The following is a 15,975-nucleotide window of genomic DNA, read 5'->3' on the forward strand; positions in this document are numbered from 1 at the left end:
ATTAGGAATCCACCATGTTTGATCGTCAACACACTTTATCGCATATTGACCCCGAGTTATGGGCTAGCATCCAAAACGAGAATCGCCGTCAGGAAGAGCACATCGAGCTTATTGCCTCTGAAAACTACACCTCACCGGCAGTGATGGCCGCTCAAGGCTCCCAGTTGACCAATAAATACGCCGAAGGCTACCCCGGCAAGCGCTATTACGGTGGTTGCGAGTTTGTTGATGTGGCCGAGCAATTGGCGATCGATCGGGTCAAGAAATTATTTGGAGCTGATGCGGCGAATGTACAGCCCCATTGCGGAGCATCAGCTAATCAAGCCGTTTTCTTGGCCTTTTTAAAGCCTGGTGATACGTTTATGGGTATGAGCCTTGCCGAAGGTGGTCATCTCTCCCACGGTATGGCACTCAATATGAGTGGCAAGTGGTTTAACGCCATCTCTTACGGCCTAGATCAAAACGAAGCGATCGATTACGAGCAAATGGAGCGTCTTGCCCGCGAAAAGAAACCAAAACTCATCATTGCTGGTGCATCCGCTTACTCATTGCAAATCGATTTTGAGCGCTTTGCAAAAGTTGCCAAAGAGATTGGTGCGATTTTTATGGTGGATATGGCGCATTACGCAGGTTTGATCGCTGCGGGCGTATACCCTAATCCAGTGCCGTATGCGGATGTCGTGACCTCAACCACGCACAAGAGTCTACGCGGTCCACGCGGCGGCATTATTCTCATGAAGGCTGAGCATGAGAAAGCGATTAACTCAGCAGTATTTCCAGGTATGCAAGGCGGCCCCTTGATGCATGTGATTGCGGCAAAAGCAGTTGCATTTAAAGAAGCGCTGGAGCCTAGCTTTAAGGATTACCAAAAGCAAGTGATTGCCAATGCGCAAGCCTTAGCAAATTCATTGATTGAGCGGGGTCTAAGGATTGTCTCGGGCAAAACCGAATCGCATGTGATGCTTGTCGATTTGCGTGCCAAGAAAATTACTGGTAAGGAAGCCGAAGCCGCGTTAGGCGCTGCGCACATTACAGTGAACAAAAATGCAATTCCGAATGATCCTGAAAAACCCATGGTGACAAGTGGTATTCGATTAGGTTCACCGGCAATGACCACGCGAGGTTTTAGGGAGGCAGAAGCTAGGCAAGTGGGGCAACTCATTGCCGACGTGCTGGACCATCCAAACGATGCTAATCATTTGGCGAAGGTCCGAGAGCAGGTCAATGCCCTTACTAAACGCTTTCCTGTTTACGGAAATTAACGTTTATGCGCTGCCCGTTTTGCCACAGCGACGATACCCAGGTAATGGATACTCGGGTATCGGACGAGGGCGATTCGGTAAGACGTCGCAGGCGCTGCGCTTCCTGCGATAAGCGCTTTACAACTTACGAGCGGGCTGAGTTAAGTCTGCCTGCCATTGTGAAAAAAAATGGCAGTCGTGTTGAGTACAGTCATGAAAAGTTAGTCAGCTCAATTCGCTTAGCGCTACGTAAACGCCCCGTTTCCTCCGATGCGGTCGATGATGCGATCGGACGCATCGAAGAAAAACTGATGGCCTCTGGTGAAAAAGAAATCCCCAGCGAGCGGGTTGGTGAACTGGTAATGCGTGAGCTCAAACGCTTAGATAAAGTCGCCTACATCCGCTTTGCATCGGTCTATCGTAGCTTTGCGGATCTTGAGTCGTTTGAGAGTGCTCTCAAGGAGCTCAAATAAAAATTACTGAAGTGCCGCGAAGATGGCTTTGGTAATGTCGTCCACCGAACCTGTACCGGATACCTTGCGATAAGCAGGTGCTTTAACCCCAGCACTTGCTGGCTCACTTGCCCACTTTGAGTAGTAGTCTACGAGAGGGCGTGTTTGATCGGTGTAGACCTGTAGACGTTTCTTAACGGTTGCCTCTTGATCATCATCACGCTGTATGAGGGGCTCACCCGTCACATCATCTTTGCCATCGACTTTTGGAGGATTAAATTTGACGTGATACGTACGACCCGAAGCAGGGTGCACACGGCGACCACTCATACGCTCAATAATTGCCTCAAAGGGCACATCGATTTCAAGGACATAGTCAATCGGCACGGCCGCATCTCTCATGGCTTGTGCTTGTGGAATGGTTCTAGGAAAACCATCAAAGAGGTAGCCTTTGTGGCAATCGGGTTGAGTTAGGCGATCTTTGACAAGGCCAATAATGATGTCATCGGAGACCAGACCACCGGCATCCATAATTTTCTTGGCAGCCATTCCGAGGGGAGTGCCTGCTTTAACGGCGGCGCGCAGCATATCGCCAGTTGAGATTTGTGGGATTCCAAACTTTTCACAAATAAATTGGGCTTGCGTTCCCTTGCCCGCACCTGGAGCACCCAGCAAAATTAAGCGCATGTTATCCCCTATCTCGTTTTTTCATTCCCTATAGTCTAATTGATTGCCCTGAGTTAGGGCAGATTTATTAGGGGATGTTTCTTAGCGAAATCCCTTAAAAGAGGGCGCGAACGCGCGCGAGATCTTCTGGGGTGTCTACACCAGCTGGGGGCAATACGGATGTGAGATGAACCGCGATGCGATAGCCGTGCCATAGCACGCGCAACTGCTCTAGGGACTCGGCCACCTCTAATGGCGAGCTTGTAAGTTGTGCGTATTTTTTTAGAAAAGCAACGCGGTATGCATAAATACCAATGTGGCGGTAGTAAGTGGGTGACGATTGAGTGCGATCGTAGGGTACCGCTGCTCGAGAGAAGTACAGCGCCTCATGGCGTTGATTGAGAACCACCTTGACCGCATTGGTATTGGTAATTTCCTCAGCATTCTGAATAGCTACGGCTGCAGTGCTCATCACGCATTCGGAGTTTGCTGCCAGTGTGTCAGCCACTTGATTGATGAGTTCCACCGGAATTAACGGTTCATCGCCTTGCACATTCACAATGAGAGCCTCATCATCTAACCCTAAGCGAGACGCAACTTCTGCAATCCGATCGGTGCCACTGGGGTGATCGGTACGAGTCATGAGGACGGTTAACCCCGCCGCTTGGCAGGCTGACTCAATTTCAACGGCATCGGTAGCAACCAAAATTTGTTTTGCTTTGGATTGTGCGGCGCGCTCGGCCACGCGTACGACCATCGGTTTACCACCAAGGTCTGCGAGTGCTTTGCGTTCAAGTCGTGAGGAGGCTAAGCGCGCAGGGATTACAACAGTAAAGACGGTCATCGCGACAAATTATTTAGAGAGTGCACTAGCTTCTTCAGGGCTGAGACTGCGCGCTTCATCAACCAGCATCACCGGAATGTCGTCGCGAATTAGGTAGGCAAGCTTATCGACTTTGCAAATGAGTTCGTGTTTATCTTCATCCAAATGCAGTGAGCTCTTGCAAATAGGGCAAACCACAATATCGAGTAAATTTCTATTCATCATCGGAGGGCCTCAATCATCACTATGTGCTCATCATAGCCCAAGATGTCGGATTATTTGAGATAAGGATTGGGCCGCGTAATGACCTCTTCCACCCAACGACTGAACTCCAATGGGAGTTCTAAGCGCATCGGAATCACCCAGACGCGAGAATCCTCAATATCTGAGCATTTAACTGCGTCTTTTTCGGTGATCAGGATGAGATCCACCGCAAGCGTCTTGAGATCGTTATCGCGAACTGGCGTGTGATCAGGTAATGCCAGAGTTTGATCAATATGGACACCAAGCTTGACGAGCGCATCAAAAAACTTTTTTGGATTGCCAATTGCTGCAAGTGCCCCCACTTTTAATCCGACCAAGCGACTAAGCATTTGTGTAAAGGTGATGGGCTCATTGGGGCGATGCAATGGATAGGCACTATCGATGATTGGGCTGAGTTGCAGTTTGCGAGAACTAGGAAAAGGCTCGCTCTGTGTAGGGGATTCGCTTATGGTGATGGTCGCATCGCGTTCGCGCTTAGCACTCTCGCGTAATGGCCCGGCAGGTAAGAGCCTGCCATTGCCATCCCCACGCTTATCCTCAACAACCAATTCCAAATCACACCCGCCCTCACGCGCAGGCCAACGCACTAAAGCGGCGTGCTGTAAGCCATCGTCACTGATGATGACATTGACCTCGGAATGGGCTTGCAGGAGCGCATCTATACAGGCCTTACGTTTGCGATAGACCCAAATGGGTACAGAATCATGAATGCGTTGCGACATGAGTAATGGTTCATCGCCAACTTCGTTGGGATTGCTGTTCCGATTAACGGCTGTAGGTTGCGCAAGTAATGATCGAGTATTGGGTTGATAGCCACGACTAATCACTCCAGGTTTAAAGCCTCGTTCGACCAATTCATTGGCAAGCGCAATCACGAGCGGCGTTTTCCCCGTGCCCCCCACCCGAATATTACCCACGATGATGATCGGCACTGGCGCGGCGCGATAGATCCCAAGGGTATGCAATAGCCCAGAGTCCACGATCAACCGCTTGATCCAAACCATGAGGCCATAGATCCATGCGAACGGAAGCAAAACAACGCTGACAAATCGATCGACAATCGCTCGAATAGGCGATTGAGAAAATGAAGATTTTTCCCAAAAGCGCGGTGAAGTCTTAAACAGCATTATTTTTTTGCTTGACTACTAAAAGCGATATTGGGTAGACCCGCATCACGCGCCAGCTCCAATACGGTCATCACGGCTTGATGCGGAGCGCGGGCGTCGGCATCGATGCTAATGCGTAGGTTTTGCTCAGGAGTGGTGTTCATTTGCTTGAGAGCACTCCCCAACTGAGAGCGATTCATAACCTTGCCATTTAGGGCAAAGCGACCATCGCTACTCACCGCGATATTGATCTCACGCGCCGAATCGACCGTCTCGACACCAGAGGCCGTTGGCAGGGTAATCGCAATTTCTTGAAACTTGGTAAACGTAGTAGAAATCATCAAAAAAATCAGAATGACTAAGAGGACATCGATGAAGGCAATGAGATTAATTTCTGGTTCGGCATAAGAGAAGGAGCGGGATGAGCGACCCAAATGGATGCCAAAGCGAGAGGAGCTTTTGTGCGAAGTGTCTAGCCAACTCATGAAGATGACGAAGCCGATTTTGGATACAACTTCTTAAACAACTGCCGGGTGCATTCCTCGCACTCACGCTGGCGTTGATCGGCAACTGCTCGCAAGATCCGCCATCCAGCCAAGGCTGGAATTGCAATTAAAAGACCAAACGCGGTGTTATAGAGCGCAATCGAGATGCCGTGCGCCAATTGCTGAGGATTAGTCGCCCCAACGCTGGCAGCATTCACTACACTACCAATCGTGCCACCTTGGCTGCCAAAGATCTCGATCATACCCACCACGGTGCCAAAGAGACCCAGAAGGGGTGCGACGGTAGCAATTGTGGCGAGCGCTCCTAAATAGCGATCTAATTTCATCCAGAGGTTTTGCGCAAGGATCTGAAGCTCTTCAATCGCAACCTCGGCCGAGTGCCCCAGGGCATGCTCACGCAATACTCCAGCTAATAGGCCGCCAATCGGGGAGGAGCCAGAGAGCTGATTGAGAAAATTGGGGTCATTCGCTAAGGTTGGGGTGGCGGCAAACGCCTCTTCAATCGACTGTTTGCGAACAATGTGGGCTTTACGCAAATACCAGCTGCGTTCAAGCAAAATGGCTAAGCCGAGGATGGATATGGCAAGGAGCGGCCAGATGGGCCAGCCAGCTGCGATTAAGATGGAATACATGAATGGTATTTTCATGCAAATTCAGAAAAGCCCCCAAAAACGGGTGACCCTATTTCATCCCGTAAATCAGTTGCAGCTAACTATGGGCTTTCATGTCGGCTTGTGGATAACTCTGTGTAAAACTTTATGCAAATACCGCTCTAAGTCCTTGATGGGTGGTGTAAGTCCTTGATTTATGCTTGAAGATCGGTCCATTCAAATGATAAAAATATGCATTTAAATCAATTACTTACAATTTCACTGTTGGATGAATACGACATCCATAAAGAGCGAGTATTTACTAACTTTCTTACTATTTCGGTCAGTCAAGCCTTGTGGATATGTCGCGACCCGCAAGCCCATATAGTTACAGGAAGGTGACGCTTTGATGACGGAAAAATCAAGGCCGATCCTGAGCGTTGGCGATCTAAACCGCGCCATTGCTGAGTCTTTGACCGAACAATTTGAGTTTGTCATGGTTAGCGGGGAGGTTTCGAACTTCAAAGCTTATGACAGCGGGCACTGGTATTTCTCACTCAAAGATGAAGAGGGTCAGATTCGCTGCGTGATGTTTCGGGGAAAAAATTTGCAAGTTGGATTTATGCCCCAATCTGGGGATCAAGTGGAGGTCAGTGCCTCGGTCAGCATGTATGTGCCCCGCGGTGATGTGCAACTAACCATCCATGCATTGCGTAAAGCAGGTCTAGGCGGTCTTTATGAAGCGTTTCTGAAACTCAAAGATAAGTTGGCGAAGGCGGGCTTATTTGACGAGGAGCGTAAACGCGCAATTCCATCTCATCCCAAGGCAATTGCAATTGTGACCTCAACGCAAGCCGCAGCCTTGAAAGATGTGCTGACCACCTTAGCGCGTCGTGCGCCACAAATTCCGATCTTTATCTATCCAACTCTAGTGCAGGGTGCGGATGCGTCTGCTGGGATCATCAAAGCCATTCAGAAGGCCAATGATGATGGCTTAGCCGAGGTGATTCTCCTCGTGCGGGGCGGTGGCAGCATTGAGGACCTATGGGCTTTTAATGACGAGCAACTGGCGCACACCATTGCCAGCTCAGACATACCAATCATCAGCGGGGTGGGCCATGAAACCGATTTCACGATCGCCGATTTTGTGGCGGACTTGCGAGCCCCAACGCCAACCGGTGCTGCTGAATTAGCGACCCCAAAACGAGAGCAACTTTTACAAGAGCTGAAGAGCTATCAAGACACGATCACTCAGCGTCTGGAGCAGCGCCTTGAGCGCGAAGCCCAAACGCTTGATCAAATTAGTCTGAAACTGAAGCACGCTTTGCCAAACCCGGAGCGCATGCGCGAGCAAATTGGGCAATGGCAGCAACGCTTGTCTCAAGGCGTACGCGTTTATCTAGAGAACCTAAAACGCAATCAAGCACATTGGCTATCCCAACTCGAAACCCTCAATCCGCAACGCACGCTCGAGCGGGGTTATGCAGTGATTTTGGATGAGAATCAAAAGGCCGCACGGCTACCCAGTGATATTCGAGAGGATGAGGATTACATCATTAAACTGGCAAGCGGTGAGGTTGCAACTAGATTCGATAAACCAAGTAAGTAATCATTAAAAAAATGAAAAGAAAAATTACGCCCTGCGAATTACTTGCGGCTTGAATTACTGCTCTGAGTAAATCATTGGCTCGACGGTCAATTCCACCCCAAAGGTCTCTTTCACCTTTTTCTGAATCTGTCCCGCAAGCCCAAGTAGTTCTCCTGCATTGCCACCACCACGATGGGTAAGCACTAGAGCTTGTTTGTCGTGAACTCCCACATTACCCATTTGCATCGCTTTAAAGCCGCATTGATCGATGAGCCATCCAGCGGCAAGCTTGCTATGGGTCGCCGATTCTGGATAACTCACAATCCGTGGAAATTGCCCTTTGAGAGATTGCAACTGTTGATTAGAAATTACAGGATTTTGAAAAAAACTACCGACATTACCAATCACCTTGGGATCTGGTAACTTTTGAGTACGGATTGCATACACTGCATCAAAGATTGCAGGAGCAGTAATCGCATCGACTGCGCGATTGGCGAAATAGTTTGTCAGATCGGCGTATGAGATACGCGGTTGCCATACTTTGGGAAGATCAAAAATCACCGCTGTAATCACAAAGCGATTTGGTTCATCTTTAAAAACACTGTGCCGATACGAAAATCGGCAATCTGTTCTCGATAAAGTGACCCACTGATTGGTTTGGCAATCATAGGCTTCCACCGTATCGATGTACTCTTTCACCTCAACCCCATAGGCACCAATATTTTGGATAGGGGCCGCTCCGACCGTGCCTGGAATTAAGGCGAGGTTTTCCAGACCTAAAAAGCTATGATCGAGGGTCCAGCGAACGAAGGCATGCCAGTTCGTTCCGGCTCCTACCCGCAACCTTGTCTTCGCAGCGAGATTCTCAAGAACCTCGATGAAGTCGATATCCATGAGGAGGGTAAGTCCTGGCAGTTGGGCGGGTAATACAACGTTGCTACCTCCCCCAAGAACGCGATGGGGCAACCCCGCATTTTTGGCCCAGCGAATCGCAACTGGGATTTGCTCAGCTTGGGGAATGGGCAAAGCCCACTGGGCCACCACATCAAAGCCTAAGGTATTGCGCTCTCGCAGTGGGTAATTGGCCAGTGGCTTGCAATCAAAGTTCATGCCACAATCTTATTCGGGTTTTGCAGGAAGAACGAAATTGGTCTAAAAATAGCAAAACCGCCATGATTACAACATTTGTTTGGAGAGGTAAATGCCGTCATTTGATACTGTGTGCGAACCCAATGTCGTTGAGCTCAAAAATGCCGTCGAGCAAGCCAATAAAGAAATTACGAACCGCTTTGACTTTAAAGGCTCGGACGCGCGCGTTGAGCAAAAAGATACTGAACTGATTTTGTTTGCTGATGACGACTTTAAATTAGGGCAAGTGCGCGATGTGCTCTTTAGCAAAATGGCTAAACGCAATGTGGACGTACGATTTTTAAAAGACGATAAGACCGAGACGATGTCAGGCGATAAGCGTAAGCAAACCATGAAACTTTTAAAAGGTATCGAGCAAGAACTTGCTAAAAAGATTGTGCGCATCATCAAAGACAGCAAGATCAAAGTGCAAGCGAGTATTCAGGGGGATGCGGTGCGTGTAACCGGCGCCAAGCGCGATGATTTGCAAACCGCAATGGCTCTGCTTCGAAAAGAAGCGAGCGAAGCCCCTTTGGCGTTTAATAATTTTCGCGACTAATTTGTGGTTTTGGCATCTCAAAACGCGATTGATCAATTTTGCGATGCCTGTTGGCTTGAAGATGGCCTTTCTAAAAATACGCTAAGCGCCTATCGGCGTGATCTCACTTTATTTGCCACTTGGTTGGGCAAGCAAAAGAATGCCACCGATCTCTTTGAAGTAAAGGAAGGGGATCTCACCGCCTACATGGCGGCCAAGCGGAGCGATAAAGCCACCACTGCTAATCGGCGTCTCACGGTCTTCAAGCGCTTTTATCGCCATGCATTGCGGCTTGGATATGTCAAAGAGGATCCTTGTGCGAAGTTACGAGCGGCTAAGCAAGCGCAGCGGTTTCCGAAGGTCTTGAGTGAAGATCAGGTGATTGCGCTACTCAATGCCCCCAACATTGAGGAGCCCTTGGGATTACGCGATCGCACCATGCTCGAGCTGATGTATGCGAGCGGCTTGCGAGTCTCAGAAATTGTGTCACTCAAAACCGTATCGTTGGGACTCAATGAGGGAGTGGTACGAGTGGTCAATGGCAAGGGTGGTAAAGAGCGGATTGTGCCTTTTGGTGGAGAAGCGGGACAGTGGTTGCGAAAGTATCTGCAAGAAGCGCGACCCATTCTTTTAGAAGGAAAAAATTGCCAAGAGGTTTTTGTGGGGCGTCGCACGGGAAGTGGTTTAACCCGTCAGGCTTTTTGGTTCATCATTAAACGCTATGCGAGTCTGGCTGGCATTCAAGTGGCGCTCTCACCTCATACTCTGCGCCATGCCTTTGCCACCCATCTCTTAAATCATGGCGCTGATTTGCGCGTGGTGCAACTCTTGTTGGGGCACGCGGATATCTCCACCACCCAAATTTATACTCATGTGGCCCGCGAGCGTCTCAAATCCTTACACGCCACCCACCATCCGCGTGGTTCTTAAGCAAATCCGCTAGTATTGATTCATGGATCTATTGATTTCATCTTTTTGGTTAATCCCTGTTGCATATTTGCTGGGTTCAATCTCCTTTGCGGTGGTCGTGAGTCGTGCGATGGGTTTACCAGACCCCTATACGCATGGTTCCAAAAATCCAGGAGCAACGAATGTTTTGCGCACTGGTAACAAATTAGCGGCAGCGCTTACACTCATCGGTGATGGTGCAAAAGGGTGGTTGGCAGTGACCCTCGCACGCCTAGTCTTGGGGGACCCTAGCCAGAAGAGCGTCAATATTCTCTTAGGACTAGTGGCGATCGCCGTCTTTATCGGACACCTCTATCCGATCTTTCATCGCTTTAAGGGGGGCAAAGGTGTGGCCACAGCCGCAGGGATCTTATTTGCAATCAATTGGGCTTTGGGCTTGGCCACCTTAGGAACCTGGCTCATTGTGGCGGTCTTTATGCGCTACTCGTCTTTAGCCGCCTTATGTGCCGCGGTTTTTGCACCGATTTATTTCACCTTTCTCTTTGGCGCACAACCTATGGGATTAGCCATTGTCATGATGAGTGCGCTCCTCATTTATCGCCATCGCAGTAATATTCGAAATCTTTTAAACGGCACGGAGACGCGCCTGAGTAAAAAGTAGTGAATCAAAATCAACGCACAATAAATAATCAATCATGACCATCGCCATCGTCTGCGTCATTCTCGCCGGATTTTTACCCATCATTGCTGCGGGTATTGCCAAATTTGGCCCCACTGAGAACTCTGCAAGCGATCCCTATGACAACAACCAGCCGCGCGAGTGGCTTGCCAAACAAACGGGATTGCGCGCGCGTGCGAATGCAGCGCAAGCCAATACCTTTGAGTCCCTCCCTTTTTTCTATGTTGCGATTGCAATCACCATGATTTTGCAAGCGCCCCAAGCGCGCATAGATGTGTTGGCTATTGGCTATCTTTTAGCTCGCGTAGCCTATATTGCTTGCTATGTGATGGACTGGGCGAACCTGCGCACCTTCGTGTGGCTCGTTGGGTTTGCGTGTACAGTAGCCTTATTCTTTCAAATTTAGCTTAGCACCTAGCAGCCCAAATCATTCATGCCTCGCACCACAAAACGAACACCATCCAAAGTGAGTACTAAACCAACTCCTCGTAAAAGTCGCAAAAGCGACGAGGGCGTTCCACTGTCGCAAGTCATTCGCAGGCGCATTCAAGCGAAAAAAGCACGCTTTCATGCGAATGACAATATTGCGCAGTTCATTGAACCTGGTGAGATCGATGGTTTGATTGATGAAGTGGCGAGCAAGCTCCAAGAGGTGCTCGAGAGTTTGGTGATTGATACGGAGAGTGATCACAATACGCGTGGTACTGCGTATCGCGTTGCTAAGATGTATGTTAATGAAGTATTTACGGGGCGCTACACACCGCAACCGAGTCTTACACGTTTTCCGAATGTCAGTCGCTTAAATGAACTCATGATTATTGGACCCATTGCGGTCAAGAGCGCGTGCTCGCACCATTTGTGTCCGATCATGGGGCGCGTGTGGATTGGGGTCCTGCCGGACAAGCAAACGGCACTGATTGGATTATCCAAGTACGCCCGCATTACCGAGTGGGTGATGTGCCGGCCGCAAATTCAGGAGGAGGCGGTGGTGGAGCTTGCCAATATCCTTGAAGAAAAAATGAAGCCCACGGGACTCGCGCTCGTCATGGAAGCCGATCACTTTTGCATGCAATGGCGTGGCGTGAAGGATCTTAATTCCAAGATGGTCAATAGCGTGATGCGCGGCTCATTTTTAAAGGATGCCAACTTACGGCGCGAATTTTTGGCACTCATGGATAAGCAGCAGGGTAAGCAATAGTCACTACTTTTGATGATTTGAGAATCATTCTCACTTAAATAATCAATTAAATCAGTCACTTATAAAACACTACGATGAGTAATGATTTATGTTTTAAGATGCCATCTGCAGTTTTTACGAACACGGAGAATCCATGAAAAACACACGTCGTCAATTTTTGATTATGTCTGCTGCCGGTGCAGCAACCTTATCTCTCAATAACTTGGCTCAAGCCCAAGCCATGGTTGCTGAGACCGATCCACAAGCACAAGCCTTGGGTTACAAAGCTGATACCACTAAGGTAGACACCAAGAAGTATCCTAAGCACGCCAATACTCAGCGCTGCGACAATTGTGCGTTGTATCAAGCTAAAGCTGGTGCTGCCGCTGGTGGTTGCAGTCTCTTTGCTGGCAAGCAAGTGGCCGCTGCAGGCTGGTGCTCGGCTTGGGCAAAGAAGGGCTAATCACCTAACTTACTAAGAGCTTCAACATCTTTCTGATGTTGAACCGAATAAAAATGGCGCTCAACTGAGCGCCATTTTCTTTTCCTAAAAAACGACTGATTAGGAATTTGCCAAGTGTGCTTCGAGCGTCTTGGTGAACTTGTTGGCGTGGCTGCGCTCAGCCTTTGCCAAAGTTTCAAACCAATCAGCAATCTCGTCAAAGCCCTCTTCACGGGCAGTTTTAGCCATGCCTGGGTACATATCGGTGTACTCATGGGTCTCACCAGCAATCGCTGCTTGGAGAGCCTCAGCAACGGTCTTGGCTGGCATGCCAGTACCTGGCTCGCCAGCACCACCATTGATTAAATATTCCATATGACCATGGGCGTGGCCAGTTTCACCTTCAGCGGTAGAGCGAAATACTGCTGCTACATCGTTCGCACCAGCGATGTCAGCCTGGTTCGCGAAATACAAATAACGACGATTTGCTTGGGACTCACCTGCAAACGCTTCTTTTAACGACTGTTCAGTCTTGGTACCTTTTACCGACTTAGCCATAATATCTCCTTAATAATCAACATGTTAAAAATACAGAGGAAAAGCAATTTCTGGGTAAGAAACACTTTTCACATGAAAATTATCGGCAAATTAGGCGCTAATTTGATGGTATTTTTATATAGTAGCTATAGGTAAAATTTAACGATTTTGACAATAGATAGAAAAGCTTAATCGTTACAGGGGCTTACCCGAAGATTACCCTATTGGGAGGGCTTAGTCTCAAGCGCAGAAAACCGATCAAGAATGGTTTTTGCCATCGCATCGTAAGAAAAACGATTTTCGATAAACGCCCGACCATTGGCAGCAATGGTGGCAATTTGATCGGGATTTTGGAGTAGTTGAACCAATACCGTCTTGAACTCGTCCACCGAGTTAAAGAGGATCAGGTTGTGTCCATGACGCAATTCCGCTTGTAGCTCTTCGTATTGGTCGGACAGAAGAAGGGCGCCGGTGGCCAATACTTCATAGGGGCGCATATTGATGCCACTCTCAAGACGACTAACCGCTTGGGGTTTGGCAATGATGCTTAGTACCATCTTGGAGTTGTTATAGAGTTGATTGAGCTTTTCTCCATAGCACTGAGAGCCTTTGATCGCAAAAAATAGGGCAGGGCGTTTGAATGTCGGTGCAATCCAGCGCGAGCCGTAGACGCTTACTTTTTTCGTGACCGCCAGGGCAGCCAAAATAAATTGCTCGCGATGCTTAGAGTGTTTACCGACAAACGCAATATCAATTGATTTTTGAGTAATCCCCAAAGGATAAAACTGCTGATGATCAACGGCATGCGAGAGGTAACTTGTCTTGGTGTAGCCTAATTGATTGAGGGCAGATATCGCAGTTTGACTGTATGAAAAATACCAATCCAATCGATTGGCAAATTGCCACAGACGCTTTGGATCGGTCACCGGGTCAACCAGCCAGCCGATCGTTGGGCAAGTAATCTGTGCGAGCGTCTTATCCGAATAATGAATACCGTGAATAAAAAAAACGAAGTTCGGGCGAGTTTTGTGAAAGACCTCTACTAGCTTATGATTGAGGTAATTCCAATGATTGAGTTTGTGTTCAGTAAACCAAAAGCGTCCCTTTTTAAGAATACGCAAATTATGGGCCCATTTATTGATGGTGTGAAATACGTATTTATCCACCCAATGATGGTGTTGATCGGCCATGAAGTGCAGCACCTGCGTACCTTGATTTTGCAGGCCACGCGTGAGCCCCGAAACAATGTCGGGTTTGGATTGGTAGACAATGAGAACGCGTGGCATAGTTAACGATGTTTTATTGAAGTGTACTGGTTTAAGTCGACCAAGAACTTGAAATCGCCCTAAGAAAAGATCATGCATGATAGCAATGTCAAATAGTAAATCAGTAGTGGTTTATCACTACTTTGAAAAAGATCAAAGTTACATCGATAATTTTTGCCATTTTCTGCGCTTTGGATATCGGCTCGATATGAATTTTGTCATCGTGGTGGCTGGTCATCACACGATTGATTTACCCAAAGTCGCAAATCTCCAATACCACTTTGCCCCAAATATGAACTTTGACTTCGGAGGGTATGCGAGCGCGATTCGTGCCCTGGATTTACTCGATCATTACGAACACTTCATTTTTGTGAACTCTTCCGTACGCGGCCCTTTTTCACCGCCATATATTGAAAAATCGTGGGATCAAATTTTGATTGATTTACTAGAGCCTGATGTAGGGGTTGCGGGCACAGCCATTGCGCTTACTCCTGCCCACCACTCCATTGCCAAGCTCTACCATGCTAAATACGGTGTGAGCCCTTCCAATGAAGAAATCCTGGCACACGTGCAATCAACCTGTTATGTGCTACCTAAAAATTCACTGCAATATTTGGTGAATATAGGGTTTTATGAGGGTGCGATTTCTCTATCAAAAGATGAGACCGTGCGCGATTATGAAATTCGACTCTCGCAATTGCTTTTAGCGCAAGGACTCACTCTAAAGTGTGTTTTACCTGAATACAACCAGCCCGATTATCGAGAGCTAGAAAGTGACATCAACCCATCTTCGCGCGAAGGCGATAGCGGTTTTCGGAACTCCTATTTTGGGCGAACAGTACATCCCTATGAGTCGATGTTTATAAAAACCAGTCGAAATACCTATTCAGATCAATACCTAAAGCAACTCGCTCATTCAATGGCCTCCCCAAAGACAATCGTTAAAGGGTTTGAAGACTCAGAAATTCTTTCTCAGTACGATTTAGCCTGTCAGGCAAGCATCACTACAACAGATCAAGGTCGCGATACTCCATCGTTTTGGAAAAAATTAGTTCAAGTACGATAAATATTTAACAGATTACTTACAAAAATAATTCTGTATTTGTTCCTTAAATATACGCGGCTCGTCTTGCAGCCATTTTCGATAGGGATTAAATGCTGCGTAGTGACTCGGAAAGTCATTTAAAACTTGTGCGGCGATCTCGCCAAATTCAGAAATGAACTCAGGCGAACTCGAATCTAGCTTATATTGATTTGGAATTGGTAAATCAATCGCATTGCCGGCTGAGCCAAGTCGACCAGTAATAAGACAGCAACCATGCATGGCCGCCTCACGAGGCATGCGATCGCGACCCGGGTGGTGACCAAAATCAATATAGAGTTTGGCGGCGTAGAGTTTTTCTGACAACTCCTCGCGACTCAAACCCTTTAGGGGTAAAAATTGCCACTGAGGAAAAGCTTCAATAAGTCTTCGCGTTACGCGCCATCCCTTAGTGGGGTTATAGAGGATGAGATCCTGCTTATGATCGATGCGGTCTAAATAGCGATCCGTTAAGAAATCTTCATTAATGGAATCAATTAAAGGAATTGGCTCGATCCCGCATGATCGTAGGTATTGCGAGGAGTGCTCCGTCTGGGAGAAATGTAGCAGGGTTTTGAGGGCTCGTGCACCTCCCCAGGGTCTACGCCCCTGAATCACCCTCTTCAAATACCGAATCTTGTCATATAGGGGAGAGACATGGCGGCGCTCTAAAAAGTTCTCTAGAGATAACCACCAGAGCGCTGCTTGAGCACGTTTTACTTGTAAAGCCAACATGGGATCAACCTCTGGGAAAATAATCAGATTTCCGGGTGCATCGTCATAAGGAGCTGATTGGATGTTGTAACGCTCGTAGGGATTTGGAGTATTAGCCAATTGATTAAATGGGAGGTAGCACATGAAGGCGGGTAGTCCCAGGCTATTCATATGGGCACAGAGTTGATGGAGGGCTTCAGGACCACCAGTGACTGCACCGGCGGGGCAAACGATTAAGATTTTTTTAAAAGTCATAATGGCCGTTTTGT

At 48.1% G+C, this 15,975-nt stretch carries 20 protein-coding genes; 10 read left to right on the forward strand and 10 right to left on the reverse strand.

Annotated elements, in window-relative coordinates; genetic code table 11:
• Positions 1-14 precede the first annotated feature (14 nt).
• Positions 15-1,262, forward strand: a complete 1,248-nt coding sequence (gene glyA / locus QUE65_RS01415) for a serine hydroxymethyltransferase (protein WP_286281368.1) — start codon at positions 15-17, stop codon at positions 1,260-1,262.
• 5 nt (positions 1,263-1,267) lie between these two features.
• Positions 1,268-1,714, forward strand: coding sequence for a transcriptional regulator NrdR (nrdR, locus tag QUE65_RS01420; RefSeq protein WP_108507803.1), 447 nt, complete (start codon positions 1,268-1,270; stop codon positions 1,712-1,714).
• A gap of 3 nt (positions 1,715-1,717) precedes the next feature.
• Here nrdR and adk read toward each other — a convergent pair whose 3' ends face one another.
• The 6 genes from adk to QUE65_RS01450 all read right to left on the reverse strand — a co-directional run bounded on the left by adk (position 1,718) and on the right by QUE65_RS01450 (position 5,705).
• A complete protein-coding gene (gene adk, locus QUE65_RS01425; protein WP_286281380.1) occupies positions 1,718-2,380 on the reverse strand; it encodes an adenylate kinase in 663 nt (220 codons plus the stop codon).
• A gap of 94 nt (positions 2,381-2,474) precedes the next feature.
• Positions 2,475-3,203 (reverse strand): 3-deoxy-manno-octulosonate cytidylyltransferase, encoded by a 729-nt coding sequence (kdsB, locus tag QUE65_RS01430; RefSeq protein WP_286281381.1) that lies wholly within the window; start codon positions 3,201-3,203, stop codon positions 2,475-2,477.
• Between the two features lie 9 nt (positions 3,204-3,212).
• Positions 3,213-3,404, reverse strand: coding sequence for a Trm112 family protein (locus tag QUE65_RS01435; RefSeq protein ID WP_286282382.1), 192 nt, complete (start codon positions 3,402-3,404; stop codon positions 3,213-3,215).
• 53 nt (positions 3,405-3,457) lie between these two features.
• Complete coding sequence (lpxK, locus tag QUE65_RS01440; RefSeq protein WP_286281382.1) at positions 3,458-4,573, reverse strand: tetraacyldisaccharide 4'-kinase; 1,116 nt, start codon at positions 4,571-4,573, stop codon at positions 3,458-3,460.
• On the reverse strand, positions 4,573-5,037 hold the full coding sequence (locus QUE65_RS01445; protein ID WP_286281384.1) for an ExbD/TolR family protein: 465 nt from the start codon (positions 5,035-5,037) through the stop codon (positions 4,573-4,575). The genes lpxK and QUE65_RS01445 overlap by 1 nt, the downstream gene beginning before the upstream one ends.
• Positions 5,034-5,705 carry a MotA/TolQ/ExbB proton channel family protein gene (locus QUE65_RS01450; protein ID WP_286281385.1) on the reverse strand — a complete coding sequence of 224 codons (672 nt, stop codon included), beginning with the start codon at positions 5,703-5,705 and terminating at the stop codon, positions 5,034-5,036. The genes QUE65_RS01445 and QUE65_RS01450 overlap by 4 nt, the downstream gene beginning before the upstream one ends.
• Positions 5,706-6,057: 352 nt before the next feature.
• On the opposite strand from QUE65_RS01450, the gene xseA reads away from it, so the two are divergent.
• Complete coding sequence (gene xseA, locus QUE65_RS01455; protein ID WP_286281386.1) at positions 6,058-7,257, forward strand: exodeoxyribonuclease VII large subunit; 1,200 nt, start codon at positions 6,058-6,060, stop codon at positions 7,255-7,257.
• Positions 7,258-7,311: 54 nt separating this feature from the next.
• Here xseA and murB read toward each other — a convergent pair whose 3' ends face one another.
• Entirely contained in the window at positions 7,312-8,346 is a 1,035-nt protein-coding gene (gene murB / locus QUE65_RS01460; RefSeq protein WP_286281387.1) for a UDP-N-acetylmuramate dehydrogenase, read from the reverse strand.
• A gap of 91 nt (positions 8,347-8,437) precedes the next feature.
• Between murB and QUE65_RS01465 the strand changes: the two genes are divergently transcribed.
• From QUE65_RS01465 to QUE65_RS01490, 6 genes are all read left to right on the forward strand, one after another.
• On the forward strand, positions 8,438-8,923 hold the full coding sequence (locus tag QUE65_RS01465) for a YajQ family cyclic di-GMP-binding protein (protein ID WP_286281389.1): 486 nt from the start codon (positions 8,438-8,440) through the stop codon (positions 8,921-8,923).
• Positions 8,924-8,926: 3 nt separating this feature from the next.
• Positions 8,927-9,832, forward strand: a complete 906-nt coding sequence (gene xerD / locus QUE65_RS01470; protein ID WP_286281390.1) for a site-specific tyrosine recombinase XerD — start codon at positions 8,927-8,929, stop codon at positions 9,830-9,832.
• Between the two features lie 22 nt (positions 9,833-9,854).
• Positions 9,855-10,472 carry a glycerol-3-phosphate 1-O-acyltransferase PlsY gene (gene plsY, locus QUE65_RS01475; RefSeq protein ID WP_286281391.1) on the forward strand — a complete coding sequence of 206 codons (618 nt, stop codon included), beginning with the start codon at positions 9,855-9,857 and terminating at the stop codon, positions 10,470-10,472.
• Between the two features lie 34 nt (positions 10,473-10,506).
• Positions 10,507-10,896 carry an MAPEG family protein gene (locus QUE65_RS01480; RefSeq protein WP_286281392.1) on the forward strand — a complete coding sequence of 130 codons (390 nt, stop codon included), beginning with the start codon at positions 10,507-10,509 and terminating at the stop codon, positions 10,894-10,896.
• 27 nt (positions 10,897-10,923) lie between these two features.
• Positions 10,924-11,688, forward strand: coding sequence for a GTP cyclohydrolase I (gene folE / locus QUE65_RS01485; RefSeq protein WP_286281394.1), 765 nt, complete (start codon positions 10,924-10,926; stop codon positions 11,686-11,688).
• A gap of 133 nt (positions 11,689-11,821) precedes the next feature.
• Positions 11,822-12,130 carry a high-potential iron-sulfur protein gene (locus QUE65_RS01490; RefSeq protein ID WP_215371349.1) on the forward strand — a complete coding sequence of 103 codons (309 nt, stop codon included), beginning with the start codon at positions 11,822-11,824 and terminating at the stop codon, positions 12,128-12,130.
• Between the two features lie 99 nt (positions 12,131-12,229).
• On the opposite strand, the gene QUE65_RS01495 is transcribed toward QUE65_RS01490, so the two are convergent.
• Both QUE65_RS01495 and QUE65_RS01500 read right to left on the reverse strand, forming a co-directional pair.
• The gene (locus QUE65_RS01495; protein WP_108507821.1) at positions 12,230-12,667 is read right to left on the reverse strand and encodes a rubrerythrin family protein; all 438 of its coding nucleotides are present in this window, start codon (positions 12,665-12,667) and stop codon (positions 12,230-12,232) included.
• 200 nt (positions 12,668-12,867) lie between these two features.
• Complete coding sequence (locus QUE65_RS01500) at positions 12,868-14,010, reverse strand: CgeB family protein (RefSeq protein WP_286281396.1); 1,143 nt, start codon at positions 14,008-14,010, stop codon at positions 12,868-12,870.
• Positions 14,011-14,017: 7 nt separating this feature from the next.
• On the opposite strand from QUE65_RS01500, the gene QUE65_RS01505 reads away from it, so the two are divergent.
• Positions 14,018-14,977: a hypothetical protein gene (locus QUE65_RS01505; protein WP_286281397.1), complete on the forward strand. Its 960-nt coding sequence runs from the start codon at positions 14,018-14,020 to the stop codon at positions 14,975-14,977.
• Positions 14,978-14,989: 12 nt separating this feature from the next.
• Here QUE65_RS01505 and QUE65_RS01510 read toward each other — a convergent pair whose 3' ends face one another.
• Entirely contained in the window at positions 14,990-15,961 is a 972-nt protein-coding gene (locus QUE65_RS01510; protein WP_286281399.1) for a hypothetical protein, read from the reverse strand.
• Positions 15,962-15,975 lie beyond the last annotated feature (14 nt).

The sequence above is a fragment of the Polynucleobacter sp. HIN8 genome (assembly GCF_030297615.1).
Classification (GTDB): Bacteria; Pseudomonadota; Gammaproteobacteria; order Burkholderiales; family Burkholderiaceae; genus Polynucleobacter.